Genomic DNA, 20,623 nt, shown 5'->3' with positions numbered 1-20,623 from the left:
AAGCCGCGCTGCGCGCCTGCGGGCGGCATGTTCCGTCTGCGCGCGGCGCAGGATGGAGCCTGGGTGGCGCCGACTCCCGCGAGCGCTATTTTTCGCCGCGTCCCGCGAAGCTATGATGACTGTTTCATGAACGAAACATGACAGGAACCGTCTAGAGCATCGCGCCGCCTACCGGGTCAATGCCCACAGCGCCACCCCGACAGCCAGCGCGATCACGCCGACCAGGGCCGCGACGAGCCGGTTGTTCTGCTCTTGCGCCCGGCGCAGCTGGACCATTTCGGCCAGCAGGGCGGGCGAGACGTTCGGGCGGTTGAGATGGTCGTGGACCAGCCTGGGCAGCGCCGGCAGCATCTGCGACCACTGCGCCGCTTCCTTTTCCAGGCTCTGGCGCAGGCCCTTGATGCCGACGCGCTGGCGCATCCAGCGTTCCAGATAGGGCTTGGCCGTCTTCCAGAGATCGAGATTGGGATCCAACTGCCGTCCCAGGCCCTCGACGTTGAGCAGCGTCTTCTGCAGCAGCACCAACTGCGGCTGGATCTCGACATTGAAGCGCCGCGAGGTCTGGAACAGGCGCAGCAGCACCTGGCCCAGCGAGATTTCGGACAGCGGCCGATCGAAGTACGGCTCGCACACGGCGCGCACCGCGCCCTCCAGCTCTTCCTCGCGCGTGTCGGGCGGCACCCAGCCTGACTCGATATGCAGCTGCGCCACGCGGCGGTAGTCGCGGTGGAAGAAGGCCAGGAAATTCTGCGCCAGGTAGTTCTTGTCGAACTCGGACAGCGAGCCGACGATGCCGAAGTCCAGCGCGATATAGCTGCCCAGCGTCTCGGGCCGGTCGGACACGTAGATGTTGCCCGGGTGCATGTCGGCGTGGAAGAAGCCGTCGGTGAACACCTGGGTGAAGAAGATCTCGACGCCGGTGCGGGCCAGCGTGGGAATGTCGATGCCGGCCGCGCGCATGCGCTCGACCTGCCCCACCGGCATGCCGTACATGCGCTGCATGGTGAACACGGTGGCGGCGGTGTATTCCCAGATCACCTCGGGCACGATCAGCATGTCGCCACGGCCCGATTCGGGGCCGAAATTGCGGCGCAGCTGGCTGCAGTTGGAGGCCTCGCGCACCAGGTCCAGCTCGTCATGCAGGTACTTGTCGAATTCCGCCACCACCTCGCGCGGCTTCAGGCGGCGGCCGTCCGGACCCAGCCGCTCGATGATGCGGGCCACGATCTTCAGCAGAGACAGGTCCTTTTCGATGATGCTCAGCATGCCCGGGCGCAGCACCTTGACCGCCACCTCGCGACCGTCGTGCAGCACCGCGAAGTGCACCTGGGCGATCGAGGCCGAGGCCACCGGATCGACATCGAATTGCGCGAACAGCTTGTCCGGCGGCGCGCCGAGCGCGGCCTCGACGCAGGCGGCGGCCTGGGCCGACGGGAACGGCGGCACGCGATCCTGCAGCAGCGCCAGCTCATTGGCGATATCGGCCGGAATCAGGTCGCGGCGGGTGGACAGCACCTGGCCGAACTTGACGAAGATGGGGCCCAGCGACTCCAGCGCCAGGCGCAGCCGCAGTCCGCGCGGCTGGCGCGGACGAGTGCCCAGCCGCATGACGCGCAGCAGGCAGGTGGCCAGCGGGTGGTTCAGGCTGGAGAGCACCAGCTCGTCCAGGCCGTAGCGCAGGGAAACCAGGATGATGCGTAGCAGGCGCAGCAGAGGGAACATGGATCAGGCGCCCCGCTTGGCGCCGGCGGCGGCCAGTTTCGTCTGCAAGGCGGCGGCGGACCGCGCCAGCGCCTCGGCGCGCGCGTCCAGCTCGGCCAGGTCCAGGCGCCATTGCGCCAGCGCCGGACGGCCCAGCAGCAGGCCGCTTTCCTCGGCCAGGTATTCGGACACATTCTCGGCCGCGCGCTGGCCTGCCTGCAGCGTGCCGCCCGCCAGCTTGCGCGCCCCGCCCACCAGGCGCAGCGCGGCGATGTCGCCCACCACGCGCGCCAGCGCGTCTTCGGGATCCCAGCGCAGCTGCTTGGACAGGTCGGCCACCACCTGGGCCAGCGCCGCGTCGCCGGAAATATGCGTGGCCTCGGCCATGTCCGGCGCCTCGCCGCCGGACAGGCGCGGCAGCGGCAGCGGCAGTTTTTCGGGTGAGACGGTCAGCGTCACATCCGGCACCACGGCCGGATCGGACAGCTCGGCCAGCCCGTCGCTGCCGATGGTCAGGCCCAGCGAGGATCCGCCCAGCGCGAAGCGCACCGTCTTGCCGGCGTGGCGGACCAGGCGCTCGCGCGCCCAGTCTTCGCGCTTCAACAGCATGTTGAGCGCCTGGGTGGCCAAGCGTGACGGCGTGGGCAGAAACGGAAGAGGCAGCATGAAAGGCAATCGGCAACGGCCAAGGGGCGGGGTTGCCGGTTTTTTACAGTGGGCAAGCCTGGAGTGTAACGGGTCGGGGCGTAGCGTGGCTTTGCGCCCGGACATGGAAAAACCGGCCCAGAAGGGCCGGTTGGGACCGGACGGCCAGGGCCGTCCGGATCGGTGCAGCAGACGTCAGGCTCAGCTGGCGTAGTCGACCGGGATCTGCTGGATGCCGGCCAGCAACCAGCCGCCGTTGGCCGGCTTGTACAGGTTCCAGACTTCCTCGAAGCGGAAGGCCTCGGCGCCGGGGGCCTCGCGCAGCATGCCCGAGAAGCGGACGCTGGCCAGGTGGCCGTCGGAAACGGTCTCGATGCCCAGCAGTTCGGCGTTCAGCAGGACCACTTCGGTCTTGTTGGCGGCGCCGCCGCGTTCGGCCAGCTGCGGCTTGAGTTCGACGATCAGGTCGTCGGTCAGGAACTCGCGCAGGCGGTCGGTTTCACCACTGTCCCAGACGGCCTGGATACGCACGAACTGCTCCTTGGCCTGCTTGAGGAAGCTGACGGTGTCGAAGTCGCCCGGCACGTACCAGTTGCCGTCTTCACCAGCCTTGGGCAGCGCGGCCGCGGCGGGCGCGGCAGCAGCAGCCGCCACAGGCGCGGCGGGAGCCGCCGGAGCCGGCTGCAGCGTCTCACGCCACATGGGCTGTTGCTGCGGCTGGCCGGGGGCCTGACCCGCGCCGCCGAAGGCGGACTGCGTGGCCGGACGCGGGGCGGCGCCACGCAGGCGGCGCACGATGAACAACACGGCGAAGACGGCCAGCGCGATCAGCAGCGCGGACGACAGGAACTCGGCGAAGGCGCCGGACAGGCCCATGCTGGAAAGCAGCGCGGCGATGCCCAGGCCGGCGGCGATGCCGGCGATGGGGCCGAGCCAGCGCGAGGCGCCGCTCTTGGCCGCGGCGCCGGCCGTGGCCGCGCCCGCCGTGGCGGCGCCGGCGGCTGCCGGCGCGGCGGTGGCGCCGGCGGTGTTACTGCCGGCGGCCGGCGGCGTGGTGGCCTGGCGCTGCTGGGTCACGTTGCTGGACTGACGGCCCACGCTGCTGCCGCCGCCAGCGCGGCGCGCCTCGGCGTCAAACGAAGCCGTCACCAGCGCCGCGCCGGAAACGGCGATCAGCGCTGCGGCGAAAAACCGCGAAAGACAGAATTTGGTCATGGTTGGTGTGCTCCTCGTACTCGCGAAGGCAGCGCCCCGTAGCGCCGCACCCGCGAAGTTTCCTTACAACAATCTGAATTGCATAAGAATAACGGACAAGATCCCGCCCCACAAGTTCCCTCTGGGTAAGGGGGTCGTCCGAAAAAAGTGGGGGGTATCAGCCCAGGCGCACACCCTCGTGCAGCGCGGCGATGCCGGCGGTCAGATTGAAGTACTGCACGCGCTCCAGACCGGCCGTGCGCATCATGTCGGCCAGGGTTTCCTGGTCGGGATGCATGCGGATCGATTCCGCCAGGTAGCGGTAGCTGGCCTCGTCCTTGGCGACGGTCTTGCCCAACCAGGGCAACACGTTGAAAGAATACCAATCATAGACCGGCGCCAGCGGCTTGGCGATGCGGGAGAATTCCAGCACCAGCAGCTTGCCGCCCGGCTTGAGCACCCGGGTCATCTCGGCCAGCGCGCGGTCCTTGTGGGTCATGTTGCGCAGGCCGAAGGCCACGCTGACGCGGTCGAAATAGCCGGTGGGGAACGGCAGGCGCTCGGCGTCGCAGACGGCGGCCGGGACGATCTGGCCGGCGTCGGTCAGACGGTCGCGGCCCACGCGCAGCATGGAATCGTTGATGTCGGTCAGCCAGACTTCCCCGTCCGGACCGGCGCGCTTGGCGAAGGCGCGCGCCAGGTCGCCCGTGCCGCCGGCGATGTCCAGCACCTTCATGCCAGGACGGATCGCGGCGCGGCCGATGGTGAAGGCCTTCCAGACGCGGTGCAGCCCGGCCGACATGAAATCATTCATGATGTCGTAGCGCTGGGCCACGGAATGGAAGACTTCGGCGACTTTGCGGGCTTTGTCGCCTTCCGGCACGGTCTGGAAGCCGAAATGCGTGGATTGCGAGGCGGAATCCGCGGAATGTTGCGATTCGGAGGGGGTTTGCATGGTGAATTCCCGATATATCGCCCAATGGTAGCCTATCGGACGCACGGAGGCGGTCCGCCACGCGCCATACTATTGCGCTACGGTCACATACCTGAAATATTGCGGCCATACTATCGCAATGTTCGCGCCGCGCCGGCGCTCCGCATCGTGCCCAAACAGCCACCATGTCCAGCACCATTCTCGTCGTCGAAGACGAACCCGCCATCCAGGAACTGATCGCCGTCAACCTGTCCTTCGCCGGACACAAGGTGCTGCGCGCCTTCGACGCCGACCAGGCCCAGACCCTGATCCGCGCCGAGCTGCCCGACCTGATCTTGCTGGACTGGATGCTGCCCGGCACCTCCGGCCTGGCCGTCGCGCGCAAGCTGCGCAACGACGAACGCACCCGCGCCGTCCCGGTCATCATGCTCACCGCCAAGGGCTCCGAGCAGGACAAGGTCGACGGCCTGGAAGCCGGCGCCGACGACTACATCACCAAGCCCTTCTCGCCCAAGGAGCTGATGGCCCGCATCAAGGCCGTGCTGCGCCGCCGCGCGCCCCAGCTCACCGACGACGTCATCGACGTGGGCGGCCTGAAGCTGGACCCGGTCACGCACCGCCTGTCCGGCAACAGCCAGTCGCTGCAGATCGGCCCCACGGAATTCCGCCTGCTGCATTTCTTCATGACGCATCCGGAACGCGTGTTCTCGCGCTCGCAGCTGCTCGACCAGGTCTGGGGCGACCACGTGTTCGTCGAGGAACGCACCGTCGACGTCCATATCCGCCGCCTGCGCAAGGCGCTGGAGCCCAGCGGCCACGACGCCCACGTCGAAACGGTGCGCGGCAGCGGCTACCGCTTCACGGCACAGGTTCCTGCACGCTAAGACTTCCTCCCACGATGATCTGGCTGCGCACCCTTTTCCTGGTCGCCCTGTGGGCGGTCGCGGCGCTGCTGGCGCACTGGCTCATCGGAGACCCGGCAGGCTGGATCGTCTTCAGCGTCGCCATGGTCGCCATGCTGCTGTGGCGCAGCTGGCGGCTGCACCTGGTGTCCCACTGGGCCCACCATCCCGATACGTCCCCGCCGGCCTCGGTCGGCCCCTGGGACGACATCCTGGCGCCGCTGTACCGCTACACCCGCGCCCGCGCCCGTGAACTGGCCGAGACCCGCGACACCATGCAGGGCATGCTGGCCGCGGCCCAGGCCCTGCCCGACGGCGCCGTGACGCTCAATGAGGATTTCCAGATCGACTGGTGCAACCGCATGGCGCGTCAGCACCTGGGCCTGCGCCTGCCGGCCGACCGCGGCCACAACCTGCTGAACCTGCTGCGCGCGCCAGAGTTCGTCGAATACGCGCACCGCGCTTCCTGGCCCGATCCGATCCTGGTGCGGCTGGGCCAGAACGGCCAGGAACGGCTGATGATGATGCAGCTCACAGCCTACGCCAGCAACCAGCGGCTGCTGATCACGCGCGACGTCACCCAGATCGAACGGCTGGAAACCACCCGCCGCGACTTCGTCGCCAATGTCTCGCACGAGCTGCGCACGCCGCTGACGGTGCTGGCGGGCTTCCTGGAGACACTGCGCGACATGCCCGACGACGCCCTGCCCGCCGAGCAGCGCGCGCAGTACCTGGACATGATGCACGAGCAGGCCCAGCGCATGCAGGCCATCGTCGAGGACCTGCTGACCCTGTCCACGCTGGAATCCTCGCCCGGCGGCGACCCGCGGGCGGTGAACATCGGCGCGCTGCTGCAGAAGGCGCGCCAGCAGATCGAAGCCCTGTCCGGCGGACGCCACAAGCTGGAATGGCATGTGGACGAGTCCCTGGACGTGCTGGGCGCGGAGACCGAGCTGACCTCGGCGCTGTCCAACCTGCTGACCAACGCCGTGCGCTACACCCCCGACGGCGGCACCATCACCGTGCGCTGGGAACGCGAGGACGACGGCGGCGCGCACTACAGCGTGCAGGACACCGGCATCGGCATCCCGGCCCGCCACATCCCCCGGCTGACCGAGCGCTTCTACCGCGTGGATCGGGGCCGTTCGCGCGCCGTCGGCGGCACCGGACTGGGCCTGGCCATCACCAAGCACATCGCCATGCGGCACGACGCCGAGCTGCTGATCAGCAGCGAACCCGGCAAGGGCAGCACCTTCGCGCTGCGCTTCCCGCCCGAACGGATCGCGGTGGAAGGCAGCGTCTGATTTCGCGGCGCGCTGCGCCGCGCGCGCGAGCCGGGTGGTACATTCCGGCCATGCGCATCCTGGTCATCGAAGACGAACCCAAGCTGGCCGACTACCTGAAAAAAGGCCTGTCGGAGCAAAGCCACGTCGTGGACCTGGCCCGCGACGGCGTGGACGGCCGCCATCTCGCGCTGCAGGGCAACTACGACCTCATCATCCTGGACGTCATGCTGCCCGGCGTGGACGGCTTCGAGATCCTGGCCTCGGTGCGCGAGCACAAGGACACGCCCATCCTCATGCTGACCGCGCGCGACGCCGTCGAAGACCGCGTGCGCGGGCTGGAAGGCGGCGCCGACGACTACCTGGTCAAGCCCTTCGCCTTTTCCGAATTCCTCGCGCGGGTGCAGGCGCTGCTGCGCCGTGGCCGCGCGCAAGAGCCTTCTGTCCTGCGCCTGGCCGGCCTGGAACTGGACCTGGCCCGACGCCGCGCCCAGCGCGACGGCCGCCGCCTGGACCTGACCGCCAAGGAATTCAACCTGCTCGTGCTGCTACTGCGCCGCCAGGGCCAGGTGCTGTCGCGCACCACGCTGGCCGAGCAGGTCTGGGACATGAATTTCGACAGCGACACCAACGTCATCGACGTGGCGGTGCGCCGCCTGCGCGGCAAGCTGGACGATCCCTTCGACGCCAAGCTGCTTCATACCGTGCGCGGCATGGGCTACGTGCTGGAGTCGCGCCCCGAATGAGCGTCCGGGCCGCGACCGGCGCGTCGTCCTCGGAATCCGATCCAGGGCCGGAACCCGCGCCCGCCGGCCGGACGCGCTCCATGCAGGCGCGGCTGACGCTGCTGCTGGGCGCCATCGCGCTGCTGGTCTCCAGCCTGGCCGGCGCCACGTTGTTCTGGGCGCTCAAGCGCGAGGTCGCGCGCCAGGAGATCACCGAAGTCACCGGCAAGTTCGAGCTCATCGAGCACCTGGTCGACATGCAGCGCGGCGCGCGCGGCATGGACGAACTGGCCGCCGCGCTGGACAACATGCGCGCGGGCCACGGCCACCTGGGCATCTGGATCGAGGACAGCCGCGGCCGCCAGGTATATGGCGGCGAGCCGCCCGTCATCCTGGAACGGCTGGCGGGCAACGAAGTGGAGCTGCACGCGCCCGACGGCTCGCGCATGCGCGGCTTGCGCGTGGCGCTGGACGAGCGCCTGGCGCCAGGCGCCGTCCTCACCGTGGCCGTGTGCGTGGGCGCCGGCGCGCGGCTGCTCTATGCCTACGGCACCGCGCTGCTGCTGATCTGCGTGCTCTGGGTCGGCGCCACCGTGATGCTGGCGGCCTGGGCCGTGCGCCGCAGCATGGCGCCTGCTCGCCGGCTGTCGGAACAGGCGGCGCGCATCCAGCCCGACAACCTGGCCCCGCGCCTGCCGCTACAGGACACCGACCGCGAATTGCAGGATTTCGTGCGTTCCTTCAACCGCACGCTGGACCGCCTGCAATCGGCCTACCAGCAGATGGAAGGCTTCAACGCCGACGTGGCGCACGAGCTGCGCACGCCGCTGGCCACCCTGATCAACGGCACCCAGGTCATGCTGTCCTCGCCGCGCGATGCGGCCGAGCTGCGCGACGCGCTGGAGTCCAACCTGGAAGTGCTGGAAGACCTGAAGACCATGGTCAACGACATGCTGTTCCTGGCGCGCGCCGATCGCGGCGAACGCGCCGCCGACCTGTCCGCGATCTCGCTGGCCGCCGAGGCCCGGCGCGTGGCCGAGTACTACGACGCCGCGCTGGAAGAGCGCGGCATCCGCCTGCGCTGCGAAGGCGACGCGGCCGTCGCGGCCAATCCCGGTCTGGTGCGCCGCGCGCTGGCCAACCTGATCTCCAACGCCATCAAGGCCACCCCCGCCGGCCACGAGATCCTGCTGCGCTGCGAGCCCGTCGCCGACGGCGCGCGCGTGGAAGTGCGCAACCCCGGCGCCTCCATCGCCCCCGCCGACCTGCCCCGCATCTTCGACCGCTTCTTCCGCGCGGGCCAGGGCCGTGCCCCGCGCACCGAAGGCCACGGCCTGGGCCTGGCCATCGTCCGCGCCATCGCCCGCATGCACGACGGCGACGTGGACGCCCGCTCCACCGCCGGCGAAACCGTGATCGGCATCACGCTGCGCGGCCAAGCCGACAAACGAGCTGCAACAAGCCAAGACGCCGACGCGCCCTCCACGCGCCAATAACGCCGCCACGCCACCGGCCCAACACCAGGCCAACGCCCCCATCAATCGGCCGCTGATGCCCAAAATTCCCAAGGAACGCACCAGCCCCACGCCCCCCAATCGCTTCCTCGAAGCTACATCGCACAATCCAGGCACGCCCTCCCCAAGCCAGGCCGCGCGGATCCGGCTTTGCCGGTCCGCAGCGGCGCCCCCTTGAGGGGGAAGCGCCAACGGCGCTTCGGGGGTGGACTTCATTACAGAAAAGTAATCTTTGCGACAGAGCCGGGTCACTCCGGTTTTTCTACATTGCCGTCACCGCCACTCCTGCAAGAAAGGACCATCGTGAAAGGCAATCTGCTCCGCACCTCCCAAGCCGCCGCCTGCGCCGCGCTTCTGGCCATCGGCCTCGCCCTGCCCGCCCATGCGGCCGGCGAACACGACGGCGGTCATGGTGGCCACGCCATGCCGGCCGCCGCGGCCTCGATCGGCAAGCCCGGCGACCCCGCCCGCGCCACCCGCACCGTGAACGTCGACATGGACGACAGCATGCGCTTCACCCCCGACCGCATCGAGGTCAAGGCCGGAGAAACCGTGTGCCTGAACGTGCGCAACGCCGGCAAGATCCGCCACGAACTGGTGCTGGGCACGGACGCCGACCTCAAGGCGCACTACGACATGATGATGAAGGACCCGGGCATGCGCCATGAGGAAGCCAACTCCATCTCGCTGGATGCGGGCAAGAGCGGCCAGATCGTGTGGCGCTTCGACAAGGCCGGCACCGTGTCCTTCGGCTGCCTGGAGCCCGGTCACTACGCGGCGGGCATGAAGGGTTCAGTCACTGTGATGTAAGCCCACCGAAGCGCTACGCGCTTTCCCCAAAAGGGCGCAGCCACGGACCGGCGGAGCCCGATCCGTGCTGCCCTGCTCGGGACGGGTGGGGTCCGCAGCGGCGCCTGGGCTTCATGGCAACGATGCCGTAGACGCGAATCGCTCCGCCATGCGGCATCCCATTGAGGCAACCTTTGTTCCTGCGCCGCGGATTTTGCGCGGCACCGTGGATGACTAAATGAAAGACACACTCCCTCCCATCGCACGCCGGCGCTTCGTTCAAGGTCTGGCCGCCGGCGGCGCGCTGGCGGCGCTGGGCGGCTGGCGCGCGGCGCTGGCGCAACCCGCGCGACAGGCGGCCGAACTGCGCGGCACCGAATTCCATCTGGAAATCGGCGAAACGCCGGTCAATTTCACGGGCGCGACCCGCGTCGGCACCACGGTGAACGGCCAGATTCCCGCGCCGCTGCTGCGCTGGCGCGAGGGCGACACGGTCACGCTGCACGTCACCAACCGGCTGCGCGAGCAAAGCTCCATCCACTGGCACGGCATCCTGCTGCCCACCGACATGGACGGCGTGCCGGGCCTGAGCTTTCCGGGCATCGATCCCGGCCAGACCTACACCTACCGTTTCGACGTGCGCCAGAGCGGCACCTACTGGTATCACAGCCACTCCGGCTTCCAGGAACAGACCGGCCTGTACGGCGCCATCGTCATCGAGCCGCGCAGGCGCGACCCGATCGCCTTCGACCGCGAGCACGTGGTGCTGCTGTCCGACTGGACCGACGAAGATCCGATGAGCGTGTTCCGCAAGCTGATGGTGCAGCCGGACTACTACAACCGCATCCGTCCCAGCGTGCAGAGCCTGGCGCGCGAGGCCGAAACCAAGGGCTGGGGCGCGGCCTTGTCGGAACGGCTGATGTGGGAACAGATGCGCATGACGCCGACCGACCTGGCGGATGTTTCCGGCGCCACCTACACCTTCCTGACCAACGGCGCCACGCCGGCCGGCAACTGGACCGGCCTGTTCAAGCCCGGCGAGCGCGTGCGGCTGCGCTTCATCAACGGTTCGGCGATGAGCTACTTCGACGTGCGTATCCCCGGCCTGAAAATGACCGTGGTGGCCGCCGACGGCCAGGACGTGCGGCCGGTGGAGGTCGACGAGTTCCGCATCGCCGTGGCCGAGACCTACGACGTGATCGTCGAACCGGCCGAGGACCGCGCCTACACCATCTTCTCTCAGGCCATGGACCGCTCCGGCTACGCGCGCGCCACGCTGGCGCCGCGCCCCGGCATGCAGGCCGACGTGCCGGCGCTGGACCCGGTCCAGCTGCTGACCATGATGGACATGGGCATGGCCCATGACATGAGCGGCGGCATGGCCGGCATGGATCATGGCGCGATGCCGGGCATGGGCCAGGCCAGCGCGCCGGCCGCCTCGGGCATGGATCACGGCGCGATGCCGGGCATGGACCACGCGGCGATGTCCGGCATGAACCATGGCGACGCCGCCGGCTCGGGCGGCATGGTGGAGGTCAAGCACCCCTACCCCGCCGAACGCGGCGTGGGCAATTCCATGCTGCCCGACGTGGTGTCGACCCGGCTGGACGATCCCGGCGTCGGCCTGCGCGACAACGGCAGGCGCGTGCTGACCTACGCCGACCTGCGCTCCATGGTCGAGCCCGCGGACAACACACCACCGACCCGCGAGATCGAACTGCATCTGACCGGCAACATGGAACGCTATATGTGGTCCTTCAACGGCGTGAAGTTCTCCGACGCCAAGCCCATCGTGCTCAAGCATGGCGAGCGCGTGCGCTTCGTGCTGGTCAACGACACCATGATGACCCACCCCATCCACCTGCACGGACTCTGGAGCGATCTGGAATCGGCCGACGGCGCCTTCCAGGTGCGCAAGCACACGATTTCGCTCAACCCCGCGCAGCGCCTGACCTATCGGGTCAGCGCCGATGCGCGCGGCAAGTGGGCCTACCACTGTCATTTGCTGTATCACATGGAGGCCGGCATGTTCAGAGCGGTCGTGGTGGAGTAGACGATGCGACACAAGACACAGAACCGTATTCCCGCCGTCGCCCGATGTGCCGCGCTGGCGCTGGCCTCCAGCCTGGCCGGCCCCGCATTGGCGCAATCCGGCGGCATGGACCATGCCAACATGCCGGGCATGAACCATGGCACGGCCACGCCCGCCCCCGCGCCATCCGGTGCAATGGACCATTCCAGCATGCCCGGCATGAACCATGGCGCGGCCACGCCCGCGCCGGCATCATCCGGCGCGATGGATCATTCCAACATGCCCGGCATGAACCATGGCGCGGCCACGCCCGCGCCGGCATCATCCGGCGCGATGGATCATTCCAACATGCCCGGCATGAACCATGGCGCGGCGCCGTCCCCCGCCGCGCCGCCGGTGGGCGGCCTGCCGTCCAGCGACGGTTCGGACGCGCGCGGCTACGACACCTATGGCATCCGTCCTCACATGATGATGATGGACAACATGCCGGCGGCGCAGCTGCTGCTCGAGCGGTTCGGCTGGTCGCGCAACCGCGACGGGCAGAACGCGCGCGAGTGGGAGGGCCGCTTCTGGTACGGCACGGCGACCAATCGCCTGACGATCAAGAGCGAAGGCGAGGCCGAGAATGCCAACGGCGGCTCCAGCGGCCGCGTCGAGGCGCTCTGGAGCCACGCGATCACGCCGTTCTGGGACCTGCAGCTGGGCGCGCGCCGCGATTTCGGCACCGGGCCCAAACGCAACTGGGCGGCGTTCGGCATCGAAGGCATGCTGCCTTACCGGATCGAGCTCGAAGCGACGGGCTATGTCGGCCCATCCGGGCGCACGGCGCTGGGGCTGAAGGCGGAATACGATCTGCTGCTGACGCAGCGGTTGGTCTTCACGCCCGAACTCGAAGCCAGCCTCTATGGCAAGAGCGACCCCGAGCGTGGCATCGGCTCCGGCCTGTCTTCGGGTTCCCTGTCGCTGCGGCTGCGCTACGAGGTCACGCGCCAGTTCGCGCCGTATGTTGGCGTATCCTTCGAACGGAAATTCGGCCAGACCGCCGACTATGCATCCGCGGCCGGCGCCGGCCGTTCGCAAACCGCGATCATGGCCGGCATACGGTTCTGGTTCTAGAGGGGATGAGCCCCCCCGAAGCGCTCGCGCGCTTCCCCCAGGGGGCATGCCTGCGGACCGGAGGGAGAGTCCCCCCGAAGCGCTCGCGCGCCTCCCCCGGGGCATGCCTGCGGACCGGCAAAGCCGGCTCCGCGGCATCCCGATAATCGGCGTGCCAGGTTGGGGCGCCGGGATAATGGCAGTTGAATTGATCATAGGAGCATTGATGACCATCGCCCCTCTCGTCCGCCGGCTCGCGCTTGCCGCCGCGCTGGGTCTGCCCGGCCTGGCCGCGGCCCAGGCGCCCACGCCCGTGGAGGTCTGGAAGACGCCCACCTGCGGTTGCTGTGAAGACTGGGTCAAGCACATGCGCGACAACGGTTTCGCCGTGACCACGCATGACGTCACGGACACCGGTCCCATCCGCCGCAATGCCGGCATGGCCGACCATGGCTCCTGCCATACGGCGGTCGTCGGCGGCTACGCCATCGAAGGCCATGTGCCGGCCAGCGACGTGCGCCGGCTGCTGCGGGAGAAACCCGAAGCCGCCGGGCTGGCGGCGCCCGGCATGCCGCTGGGCTCGCCCGGCATGGATGGCCCGGAATATGGCGGACGCAAGACGCCGCACGACGTGCTGCTGGTGGACAAACGGGGCGGCTCGACGGTGTTCCAGGCCTATCGCTAAGACCGATTCGTCATTGCCGGCCACGGACGGGACGGGCCGTGGCCACCCAGGGACGACGCTTGCCGCGTCCGAGGATCCGCGCGTTGAAACAATTCACCCACAACGCGCCAGGGGGTTCTCCTTGCACCGCAGCAAAAATGCGCCACAATCAATCAAACGCATTCCCCACCCCTCCCCCAGGCAGTCATGGCACAAATCGTCCTGTTCGAGAACATCCACCCCAGCGCCCGAGCCGTCTTCGAGGCCGCTGGCTACAGCGACATCGTCACGCACGCCGCGGCCCTGCCGCCGGCCCAGCTGCGCGGCGCCCTGAAGGGCGCGCAGGTGGCGGGCATCCGTTCTCGCACCCACCTGGACGCCAGTCTGCTGTCCGACAACCCCGACCTGCGCGTCGTGGGCTGCTTCTGCATCGGCACCAACCAGGTCGATCTGGACACGGCCATGCAGCGCGGCATCCCGGTGTTCAACGCCCCCTTCTCCAACACGCGCTCGGTCGCCGAGCTGGTATTGGGTGAAGCCATCCTGCTGCTGCGCCGCATTCCTGAAAAGAACGCGCGCGTGCATCTGGGCCATTGGGACAAGAGCGCGTCCGGCGCTTTCGAAGCGCGCGGCAAGACGCTGGGCATCGTGGGCTACGGCAATATCGGCTCGCAGATCAGCACGCTGGCCGAAGGCCTGGGCATGCGCGTGGTGTTCCACGACGTGGAAGCCAAGCTGCCGCTGGGCAATGCGCGCGCCGCCGGCTCGCTGAACGAGCTGCTGGAACAATCCGACGTGGTCACGCTGCACGTGCCGGGTGGCAAGTCCACCGAGAACATCATGAACGCCGAGACCATCGGCCGCATGCGTCGCGGGTCCATCCTGATCAACGCCTCGCGCGGCGCCGTGGTCGACATCGACGCGCTGCACCAGGCGCTGAAGTCCGGCCATCTGGCCGGCGCGGCGCTGGACGTGTTCCCCACCGAACCCAAGGGTCCGGACGAACCGCTGGACAGCCCGCTGATCGGCCTGCCCAACGTGATCCTGACGCCGCACATCGGCGGCAGCACGCAGGAATCACAGGAGAATATCGGCCGCGAGGTGGCCGAGAAGCTGGTGCGCTTCCTGCAGGCCGGCACCACCAAGGGCGCGGTCAACTTCCCCGAGCTGCCCTACCTGGAGCGCGGCGAGGGCACGCGCATCCTGCACGTGCACCGCAATGCGCCGGGCGCGCTGGGCACGCTGGACAACCTGATGGCGCAGCACGGGCTGAACATCGTCAGCCAGACGCTGCAGACCAAGGGCCAGATCGGCTACGTGATCACCGACGTCGAAGGCCAGGTCGACGACCTCGTGATGAGCACGCTGCGCCAGCACCCCATCACGGTCCGCTGCGACCGGCTGTAGTCCGCGCCAGCCGCTACGCAAGCGCCCCATCCGGGGCGCTTTTTTCTTGGCGGCCGGGATCAGGGTTCGGCGGCGGCCGCCAGCAGGCATTCGGCGATCTTGCCGCGCATGCTGCCGGGTTCGAACGGCAACCGCCCGATCAGGCCGATCTCGCGCTGGAACGCGGCCTCGCCCAGCGGCAGCAGACGCAGGCCCGTCATGTCCAGGCGGCGCAACCTTGGCAACAGCGCCACGCCCAGGCCGTGTCGCACCATGTTGGCGATGGCCTCGATCTCGTCCAGCTCCACGGCCTCGTGCACGCGGATGCGGTGCTTCTTCAGGAACAGATCCACCACGCGGCCGCCGAAGGACGCGCGGTCGTAGCGGATGAAGGGCTGCGTGGCCAGCAGTTCGCGCCACGGCGCCTCGGGCATGGCGGCGGGCACGGCCAGCGCCACCGGCTCGGACAGCAGCGGCTGCCAGCCCAGCTCCGGCGGCAGCGCGAAAGGCGGGCGGATCAATACGGCCAGATCGACTTCGCCGGCATCGACCTGCCCCAGCAAGGACAGCGACACGCCCGGCACGATGCGCACGCGCACGTCGGGATACTGGGCGCGGAACAGGCCCAGCGCGCGCACCAGCAGATCCTGCTGCACCGAGGCGATGGCGCCGATGCGCAACGACCCGCTGACGTGCCCCGCGCCGCCGGCGCTGGCCATGCGCTCGGCCATGGCCACCAGCTCCTCAGCCTGCGGCAGCATCTCGCGCCCGTGGGCGTTCAGCACGGCGGCGCGCGCCCCCCGGTCGAACAGCGCCACGCCCAGGTAGTCCTCCAGGCGACGGATCTGCGCGCTGACGGCGGACTGAGTCAGGCCCAGCTGGGCCCCGGCGCCGGTGAAGGTACCGTCCCGCGCCACCGCGATGAAGGTCTTGAACTCTTTGATCACTATCAATATTTTTGATGCTAAGGCACAAAAAATATCGTTTTTCAATCGAAAAAACAATACCTAAACTAGCCGTGCATGCCAAGGCGCGAGCGCCGCGATGCCAGCCGGATCCGACATCCGGCGGCCTCCCGGCAAGCCGCGCCGGCAGAGTTCCCGACTACCCAGCCTCCCTGGAGACTACGCATGACCGCTCAGACCAACCTGCCGCCGTTCCACCTGGCCTTCCCGGTGCGCGACCTGGAAGAAGCCCGCGCCTTCTACGGCGTCAAGCTCGGCTGTCCCGAGGGCCGCAGCTCGCCCGAATGGATCGACTTCAATTTCTACGGCCACCAGATCGTCGCCCACCTGGCGCCCAGCGAGTGCGGCCACAAGGCCACCAGCGCCGTGGATTCGCATAATGTGCCCGTGCGCCATTTCGGCGCCGTGCTTTCCATGGAACAATGGGAAGACATGGCCAAGCGCCTGACCGATGCCGGTACCGAGTTCGTGATCGAACCGTACATCCGTTTCAAGGGCGAGGTCGGCGAACAAGCCACCATGTTCTTCCTCGACCCGTCGGGCAACGCGCTGGAATTCAAGGCCTTCAAGAACCTGGATTCCCTGTTCGCCAAATAATCTCTCCAATCAGGTTTCGTGCCGTTGAACGCAATATCCGCACCACCTTCTCCGGCCGAACCCCCCTGGCGCATCGAACCGCAGGGGGACCGCAGCCTGATCATTTCGTTCGGCGACCAGATCGACGCCGCGATCGGCCGGGCCTGCCTGGCGACGGCGCGCATGTTGCGCGACGCGCGCCTGCCCGGCGTGACCGACGTGGTGCCGTCCTTCTGCACGGTGGCGATCCACTACCGCCCTGATGCCAGCGCCGACAGCCCCAGCCATGGCGCGCTGGCCGAGCGCATCGGCCAGCTGCTGGCCGGCGGCCTCCCGGAAGGCGAGCTGGGCGGCCGCGAGATCGACATCCCCGTCTGTTACGGCGGCGAGCACGGGCCCGACCTGGCCGAGGTCGCCGCCGCGGCCGGCCTGACGCCCGATGACATCATCCGGCTGCACAGCGAACCGCGCAGCATGGTCTTCATGCTGGGCTTCGCGCCCGGCCACGCCTATCTGGGCGTGCACGACGAACGCCTGAACATCCCGCGCCGGCCCTCGCCGCGCACCGCGGTGCCCATCGGCTCGGTGGCCGTGGCCAACCGCCAGACCGTCATCTATCCCAACCGCCTGCCCGGTGGCTGGAACATCATCGGCGCCACGCCGCTGGCCATGTTCGACCCGGCACGCGAACCGGCCGCGCTGCTGCAGCCCGGCGACTCGGTGCGCTTCGTACCCATCGCCGAGGACGAATTCCAACGGCTGCGCGAGGCCGGCGCATGAGCCTGACCGTGATCAAGCCCGGCATGCTGTCCAGCTTCCAGGATCGCGGCCGCGACGGCTACCAGCACCAGGGCATCCCCGCCGCCGGCGCCATGGACGAGCGCGCGCACCGACTGGCCAATGCACTGGCCGGCAACGAAGACGACCGCGCCACCCTCGAAATCACGCTGACCGGACCGACGCTGCGCTTTGACGCCGCCGCCTGTTTCGCGCTGGCCGGCGCCGATCTGGGCGCGCAGCTCAACGGCCAAGACATCCCCATGCACCGGCCGCTGGTCGCCCGGCCCGGCGACACGCTGGCCTTCGGCGCCCGTCCCGCCTCGGGCGCGCGCGCCTACCTGGCCGTGCATGGCGGCTATGCGCTGCCTCTGGTGATGGGCAGCGAGACCACCTATCTGCGCAGCGGCTTCGGCGGCTTCCAGGGACGCGCCCTGGCCCGTGGCGACGTGTTGCCGCTGCACGCCCCGCTGGACGTCGGGCGCGATCTCGCGGCGCTACAGGAAGCGCTGTGGCAGATCCGCGTCTACCTGCCCGCCACGCTGTCCGGCAAGCGGCGCGACACCATCCGCTTCCTGCCGGGCCGCCACTGGCATGAGTTCTCCGACGCTTCCCGCGCCGCCTTCGCCGGCCAGGCGTTCCGCATCAGCCCGCAGTCCGATCGCATGGGCTACCGGCTGCAGGGGCCCGCGCTGGCCATGGCGCAACCGCGCCAGACGCTGTCGGAAGCGGCCTGCTTCGGCACCGTGCAGGTGCCCTCCGGCGGCGAAGCCATCATCCTCATGGCCGACCGGCAGACCACCGGCGGCTACCCCAAGATCGCGCAGATCGCCTCGGTGGACCTGCCCGCGCTGGCGCAATCGCTGCCCGGCCAGGAGCTGCGTTTCCAGCAGATCGAGCTGGACGAGGCGCAGCGCCTGGACGTCGAGCGCGAGCGCGCCTTCGCCCAGCTGCGGGACGCGCTGGCGCCGATGCGCACGCTGCTCTGACACGATCGACGCCTCCGGGCGCCACCCCACTCCGGACCAGGAAGACCACTATGAATCCCAGCATCGACTTGAACTGCGACATGGGCGAAAGCTACGGCGCCTGGGTGATGGGCAACGACGCCGCCGTGCTGCGCTATGTCAGCTCGGCCAACATCGCCTGCGGTTTCCACGGCGGCGACCCCGCCACCATGCGCAAGACCGTGGCCGCCGCCCTGGCCCAGGGCGTGGCGCTGGGCGCGCATCCCGGCCTGCAGGATCTGTCCGGCTTCGGCCGCCGCGTCATCCCGACCAGTCCGCAGGAAGCCTACGACCTGGTGGTCTACCAGCTCGGCGCGCTGGCGGGCGTGGCCGCCTCGCAGGGCGCGCGCCTGCACCACGTGAAGGCGCACGGCGCGCTGTACAACATGGCGGCCAAGGATGAAGGCCTGTCGCGGGCCATCTGCCAGGCGGTCAAGGACGTGGACGGCACGCTGGTACTGTACGGGCTGGCGGGCAGCCGGCTGGTGAGCGTGGCGCGCGAGATCGGCCTGGCCGCCGCCAACGAGGTCTTCGCCGACCGCAGCTACCAGGACGACGGCTCGCTCACGCCGCGTGGCAAGCCTGGCGCCATGATCGAGGACGTGGATCTGGCCGTGGCGCAGGTGGTGCGCATGGTGCGCGAGGGCAAGGTGCGCTCGGTGGACGGCAAGGACGTGGCGGTGCAGGCGGACACGCTCTGCATCCATGGCGACCAGCCCAACGCGCTGGTGTTCGCCAGCGGCATCCGGCAGGCGCTGGAAGACGCCGGCATCGAAGTGCGCGTGCCGCGCGCCTGAGCTACCCGCGATCGGAACCTGCCGCGGGCAGGTCCGGCCGGTTCAGGGGCGGCGCGGAGCCGGGTCAGGCCCGCCGCAGCCGCGGCGCCTGTTCCTCGGCATCCTGTTCCGAGGCACGGCGGTAGGCCTGCAGGATCCCGGGCAGCACATCCTGCACATAGCCGCGCGTCAGCTCGGCCGCGCGCTCGAAATCACGCCCGTCCAGGGCCTCGATGATGCCCGAGGTATAGCCGTGGATGCCGCCCCGCTCCATCGACTGGCGCGCCAGCAGGTAGCGCAGCGGCTCGACCTGCTCGTACAGCTTGGCCAGCGTGCTGGCCAGCGGCGCGTTGCCGGTATGGCGGGCCCCGGCCAGATAGAACTCGCGCAGGCCGCCGATGTAGGCGCGCACGTCGCGCCGCGTCAGGGCGGTGGCGACGACCTCTTCGTAATCGCGCAGTTCGGCCACCAGCGGCGCCAGATCGTCCATCTCGGCGACCTGGCGGATGCAATAGGCCTCCAGCTCCGCGCGCAGCAGATAGAGATGGCGTATCTGTGTTTCGGAATAGAGCGTTACCCGGAATCCCTTGCGCTGCACATGCGTCACCAGGCCGCTCAACTCCAGCAACCGCAACGCTTCCCGGATGGGGCTGCGGCTGGTGCCGAAACGCTGCTCCAGTTCCTGTTCCCGCAAGGGCTGCCCGGGCCTGATAGTGCCGTCCACTATCAGTTCACGAATCTGTTCCTGTAGGAAATACGGAATCGTGGCGGGCGCTTTGACGTCCAATCGGCTCCCCTTGTTACTGCGTGATGCGTGTGTGAGATGCGAGAAGATACTCGAAATTTATTGAAACACAAATAGGAAAATTGTTGCAGAGCATGGACACATTCCGGAACGGGATCAATCCCAATCGTCGCGGTACACGAACTTGGGCATCTGCCAGTTGAAGCGCAGCGCCAGCAGCCGCAGCGCCAATCCCACGGGCAGGGCGATCAGCACGGCGGCATTCGCGTTCAGCCCGAGCGCCTGCGCGCCCAGGTACAGAGCGCCCGTCACCACCGACACGCTGGCATAGAGTTCCTTGCGGAACAGCAGCGGCACTTCGTTGCACAGCACATCGCGCAGCACCCCGCCGGCGCAGCCGGTGATCATGCCGCTGATGATCACCACGGTCACCGGCAACTGCATCAACTGCGCCACCTGGCAGCCGATCACCGTGAACGCCACCAGGCCCAGCGCGTCGGCCAGCAGGAACAGGCTGCGCAGGCGCCGCATCACCGGGGCGATCAGGGCCGTCAGCAGCGCCGCCCCGGCGGTCATCCACAAATATTCGGGATGGATCACCCAGGTCAGCGGGTAGTGGCCCAGCAGCACATCGCGCAGCGAACCGCCGCCCAGCGCGGTGACGCAGGCGATGATGCAGACCCCCATCCAGTCCATGTCGCGGCGGCCGGCGGACAGCGCCGCCGTCATGGCTTCCGCCACGATGGCCACCAGGTACAGCGTATGCAGCAGGACGGGTGAAATATCGAAAAACATGGAACGGGCCGAGGAAATCGAGGCTCCCATTGTATTGAGCCGGCACGCCGGCCAGGAACCGGATCGCAGCGGCCGGATCCGTCGGCGGCCGTCCACACGTTGACCTGGGTCAAGCCTG

20 protein-coding genes are annotated in these 20,623 nt (G+C 68.7%); 13 read left to right on the top strand and 7 right to left on the bottom strand.

Annotated elements, in window-relative coordinates:
• Window positions 1-168: 168 nt before the first annotated feature.
• The 4 genes from ubiB to ubiE all read right to left on the bottom strand — a co-directional run bounded on the left by ubiB (window position 169) and on the right by ubiE (window position 4,495).
• Window positions 169-1,722, bottom strand: a complete 1,554-nt coding sequence (gene ubiB, locus C2U31_RS07280; protein WP_103272231.1) for a ubiquinone biosynthesis regulatory protein kinase UbiB — start codon at window positions 1,720-1,722, stop codon at window positions 169-171.
• A 3-nt stretch (window positions 1,723-1,725) separates the two neighbouring features.
• Window positions 1,726-2,367, bottom strand: a complete 642-nt coding sequence (locus C2U31_RS07275; RefSeq protein WP_103272230.1) for an SCP2 domain-containing protein — start codon at window positions 2,365-2,367, stop codon at window positions 1,726-1,728.
• 180 nt (window positions 2,368-2,547) lie between these two features.
• Window positions 2,548-3,561, bottom strand: a complete 1,014-nt coding sequence (locus tag C2U31_RS07270; protein WP_103272229.1) for a Tim44 domain-containing protein — start codon at window positions 3,559-3,561, stop codon at window positions 2,548-2,550.
• Between the two features lie 157 nt (window positions 3,562-3,718).
• Window positions 3,719-4,495: a bifunctional demethylmenaquinone methyltransferase/2-methoxy-6-polyprenyl-1,4-benzoquinol methylase UbiE gene (gene ubiE / locus C2U31_RS07265; RefSeq protein ID WP_103272228.1), complete on the bottom strand. Its 777-nt coding sequence runs from the start codon at window positions 4,493-4,495 to the stop codon at window positions 3,719-3,721.
• A gap of 164 nt (window positions 4,496-4,659) precedes the next feature.
• Here ubiE and phoB point away from each other — a divergent pair, with 164 nt between their 5' ends.
• From phoB to serA, 9 genes are all read left to right on the top strand, one after another.
• Complete coding sequence (gene phoB / locus C2U31_RS07260; RefSeq protein WP_103272227.1) at window positions 4,660-5,358, top strand: phosphate regulon transcriptional regulator PhoB; 699 nt, start codon at window positions 4,660-4,662, stop codon at window positions 5,356-5,358.
• Window positions 5,359-5,372: 14 nt separating this feature from the next.
• A complete protein-coding gene (phoR, locus tag C2U31_RS07255; protein WP_103272226.1) occupies window positions 5,373-6,680 on the top strand; it encodes a phosphate regulon sensor histidine kinase PhoR in 1,308 nt (435 codons plus the stop codon).
• Window positions 6,681-6,730: 50 nt separating this feature from the next.
• Window positions 6,731-7,405 carry a heavy metal response regulator transcription factor gene (locus C2U31_RS07250; RefSeq protein WP_103272225.1) on the top strand — a complete coding sequence of 225 codons (675 nt, stop codon included), beginning with the start codon at window positions 6,731-6,733 and terminating at the stop codon, window positions 7,403-7,405.
• An 80-nt stretch (window positions 7,406-7,485) separates the two neighbouring features.
• A complete protein-coding gene (locus C2U31_RS07245; protein WP_103276298.1) occupies window positions 7,486-8,880 on the top strand; it encodes a heavy metal sensor histidine kinase in 1,395 nt (464 codons plus the stop codon).
• A gap of 321 nt (window positions 8,881-9,201) precedes the next feature.
• The gene (locus C2U31_RS07240) at window positions 9,202-9,708 is read left to right on the top strand and encodes a plastocyanin/azurin family copper-binding protein (RefSeq protein ID WP_233772692.1); all 507 of its coding nucleotides are present in this window, start codon (window positions 9,202-9,204) and stop codon (window positions 9,706-9,708) included.
• A gap of 217 nt (window positions 9,709-9,925) precedes the next feature.
• Entirely contained in the window at window positions 9,926-11,740 is a 1,815-nt protein-coding gene (locus C2U31_RS07235) for a copper resistance system multicopper oxidase (RefSeq protein WP_103272224.1), read from the top strand.
• Between the two features lie 243 nt (window positions 11,741-11,983).
• Complete coding sequence (locus C2U31_RS07230; protein WP_369869781.1) at window positions 11,984-12,835, top strand: copper resistance protein B; 852 nt, start codon at window positions 11,984-11,986, stop codon at window positions 12,833-12,835.
• Window positions 12,836-13,040: 205 nt separating this feature from the next.
• On the top strand, window positions 13,041-13,499 hold the full coding sequence (locus C2U31_RS07225; protein WP_103272223.1) for a DUF411 domain-containing protein: 459 nt from the start codon (window positions 13,041-13,043) through the stop codon (window positions 13,497-13,499).
• A 186-nt stretch (window positions 13,500-13,685) separates the two neighbouring features.
• Window positions 13,686-14,885: a phosphoglycerate dehydrogenase gene (gene serA / locus C2U31_RS07220; RefSeq protein ID WP_103272222.1), complete on the top strand. Its 1,200-nt coding sequence runs from the start codon at window positions 13,686-13,688 to the stop codon at window positions 14,883-14,885.
• A gap of 59 nt (window positions 14,886-14,944) precedes the next feature.
• Here the strand turns inward: serA and C2U31_RS07215 are convergent, their stop codons facing one another.
• A complete protein-coding gene (locus tag C2U31_RS07215; RefSeq protein WP_103276295.1) occupies window positions 14,945-15,811 on the bottom strand; it encodes a LysR family transcriptional regulator in 867 nt (288 codons plus the stop codon).
• A 183-nt stretch (window positions 15,812-15,994) separates the two neighbouring features.
• Here C2U31_RS07215 and C2U31_RS07210 point away from each other — a divergent pair, with 183 nt between their 5' ends.
• From C2U31_RS07210 to C2U31_RS07195, 4 genes are read left to right on the top strand one after another with little or no spacing between them, the layout of a single operon-like run.
• Window positions 15,995-16,426, top strand: coding sequence for a VOC family protein (locus C2U31_RS07210; RefSeq protein ID WP_103272221.1), 432 nt, complete (start codon window positions 15,995-15,997; stop codon window positions 16,424-16,426).
• Window positions 16,427-16,450: 24 nt separating this feature from the next.
• Window positions 16,451-17,185, top strand: coding sequence for a 5-oxoprolinase subunit PxpB (gene pxpB, locus C2U31_RS07205; protein ID WP_103272220.1), 735 nt, complete (start codon window positions 16,451-16,453; stop codon window positions 17,183-17,185).
• The gene (locus C2U31_RS07200) at window positions 17,182-18,171 is read left to right on the top strand and encodes a biotin-dependent carboxyltransferase family protein (RefSeq protein WP_103272219.1); all 990 of its coding nucleotides are present in this window, start codon (window positions 17,182-17,184) and stop codon (window positions 18,169-18,171) included. The genes pxpB and C2U31_RS07200 overlap by 4 nt, the downstream gene beginning before the upstream one ends.
• Before the next feature lie 50 nt (window positions 18,172-18,221).
• Window positions 18,222-18,986 (top strand): LamB/YcsF family protein, encoded by a 765-nt coding sequence (locus C2U31_RS07195; RefSeq protein ID WP_103272218.1) that lies wholly within the window; start codon window positions 18,222-18,224, stop codon window positions 18,984-18,986.
• A 64-nt stretch (window positions 18,987-19,050) separates the two neighbouring features.
• Here C2U31_RS07195 and C2U31_RS07190 read toward each other — a convergent pair whose 3' ends face one another.
• Both C2U31_RS07190 and C2U31_RS07185 read right to left on the bottom strand, forming a co-directional pair.
• Window positions 19,051-19,752, bottom strand: coding sequence for a GntR family transcriptional regulator (locus tag C2U31_RS07190; RefSeq protein ID WP_103272217.1), 702 nt, complete (start codon window positions 19,750-19,752; stop codon window positions 19,051-19,053).
• Window positions 19,753-19,866: 114 nt separating this feature from the next.
• Window positions 19,867-20,505 carry a trimeric intracellular cation channel family protein gene (locus C2U31_RS07185; protein ID WP_103272216.1) on the bottom strand — a complete coding sequence of 213 codons (639 nt, stop codon included), beginning with the start codon at window positions 20,503-20,505 and terminating at the stop codon, window positions 19,867-19,869.
• Window positions 20,506-20,623: the final 118 nt, after the last annotated feature.

Source organism: Achromobacter sp. AONIH1, from assembly GCF_002902905.1.
Taxonomy (GTDB): Bacteria; Pseudomonadota; Gammaproteobacteria; order Burkholderiales; family Burkholderiaceae_B; genus Achromobacter.
The sequence above is the reverse complement of the archived record's forward strand: the minus strand, read 5'-3'. Positions and strand labels throughout refer to the sequence as shown.

What these genes read in the sequence shown, in the direction of transcription:
- ubiB (WP_103272231.1), bottom strand. Translation starts at nt 1,722, where the DNA reads ATGTTCCCTCTGCTGCGCCTGCTACGCATCATCCTGGTTTCCCTGCGC.
- C2U31_RS07275 (WP_103272230.1), bottom strand. Translation starts at nt 2,367, where the DNA reads ATGCTGCCTCTTCCGTTTCTGCCCACGCCGTCACGCTTGGCCACCCAG.
- C2U31_RS07270 (WP_103272229.1), bottom strand. Translation starts at nt 3,561, where the DNA reads ATGACCAAATTCTGTCTTTCGCGGTTTTTCGCCGCAGCGCTGATCGCC.
- ubiE (WP_103272228.1), bottom strand. Translation starts at nt 4,495, where the DNA reads ATGCAAACCCCCTCCGAATCGCAACATTCCGCGGATTCCGCCTCGCAA.
- phoB (WP_103272227.1), top strand. Translation starts at nt 4,660, where the DNA reads ATGTCCAGCACCATTCTCGTCGTCGAAGACGAACCCGCCATCCAGGAA.
- phoR (WP_103272226.1), top strand. Translation starts at nt 5,373, where the DNA reads ATGATCTGGCTGCGCACCCTTTTCCTGGTCGCCCTGTGGGCGGTCGCG.
- C2U31_RS07250 (WP_103272225.1), top strand. Translation starts at nt 6,731, where the DNA reads ATGCGCATCCTGGTCATCGAAGACGAACCCAAGCTGGCCGACTACCTG.
- C2U31_RS07245 (WP_103276298.1), top strand. Translation starts at nt 7,486, where the DNA reads ATGCAGGCGCGGCTGACGCTGCTGCTGGGCGCCATCGCGCTGCTGGTC.
- C2U31_RS07235 (WP_103272224.1), top strand. Translation starts at nt 9,926, where the DNA reads ATGAAAGACACACTCCCTCCCATCGCACGCCGGCGCTTCGTTCAAGGT.
- C2U31_RS07230 (WP_369869781.1), top strand. Translation starts at nt 11,984, where the DNA reads ATGGATCATTCCAACATGCCCGGCATGAACCATGGCGCGGCCACGCCC.
- C2U31_RS07225 (WP_103272223.1), top strand. Translation starts at nt 13,041, where the DNA reads ATGACCATCGCCCCTCTCGTCCGCCGGCTCGCGCTTGCCGCCGCGCTG.
- serA (WP_103272222.1), top strand. Translation starts at nt 13,686, where the DNA reads ATGGCACAAATCGTCCTGTTCGAGAACATCCACCCCAGCGCCCGAGCC.
- C2U31_RS07210 (WP_103272221.1), top strand. Translation starts at nt 15,995, where the DNA reads ATGACCGCTCAGACCAACCTGCCGCCGTTCCACCTGGCCTTCCCGGTG.
- C2U31_RS07200 (WP_103272219.1), top strand. Translation starts at nt 17,182, where the DNA reads ATGAGCCTGACCGTGATCAAGCCCGGCATGCTGTCCAGCTTCCAGGAT.
- C2U31_RS07195 (WP_103272218.1), top strand. Translation starts at nt 18,222, where the DNA reads ATGAATCCCAGCATCGACTTGAACTGCGACATGGGCGAAAGCTACGGC.
- C2U31_RS07185 (WP_103272216.1), bottom strand. Translation starts at nt 20,505, where the DNA reads ATGTTTTTCGATATTTCACCCGTCCTGCTGCATACGCTGTACCTGGTG.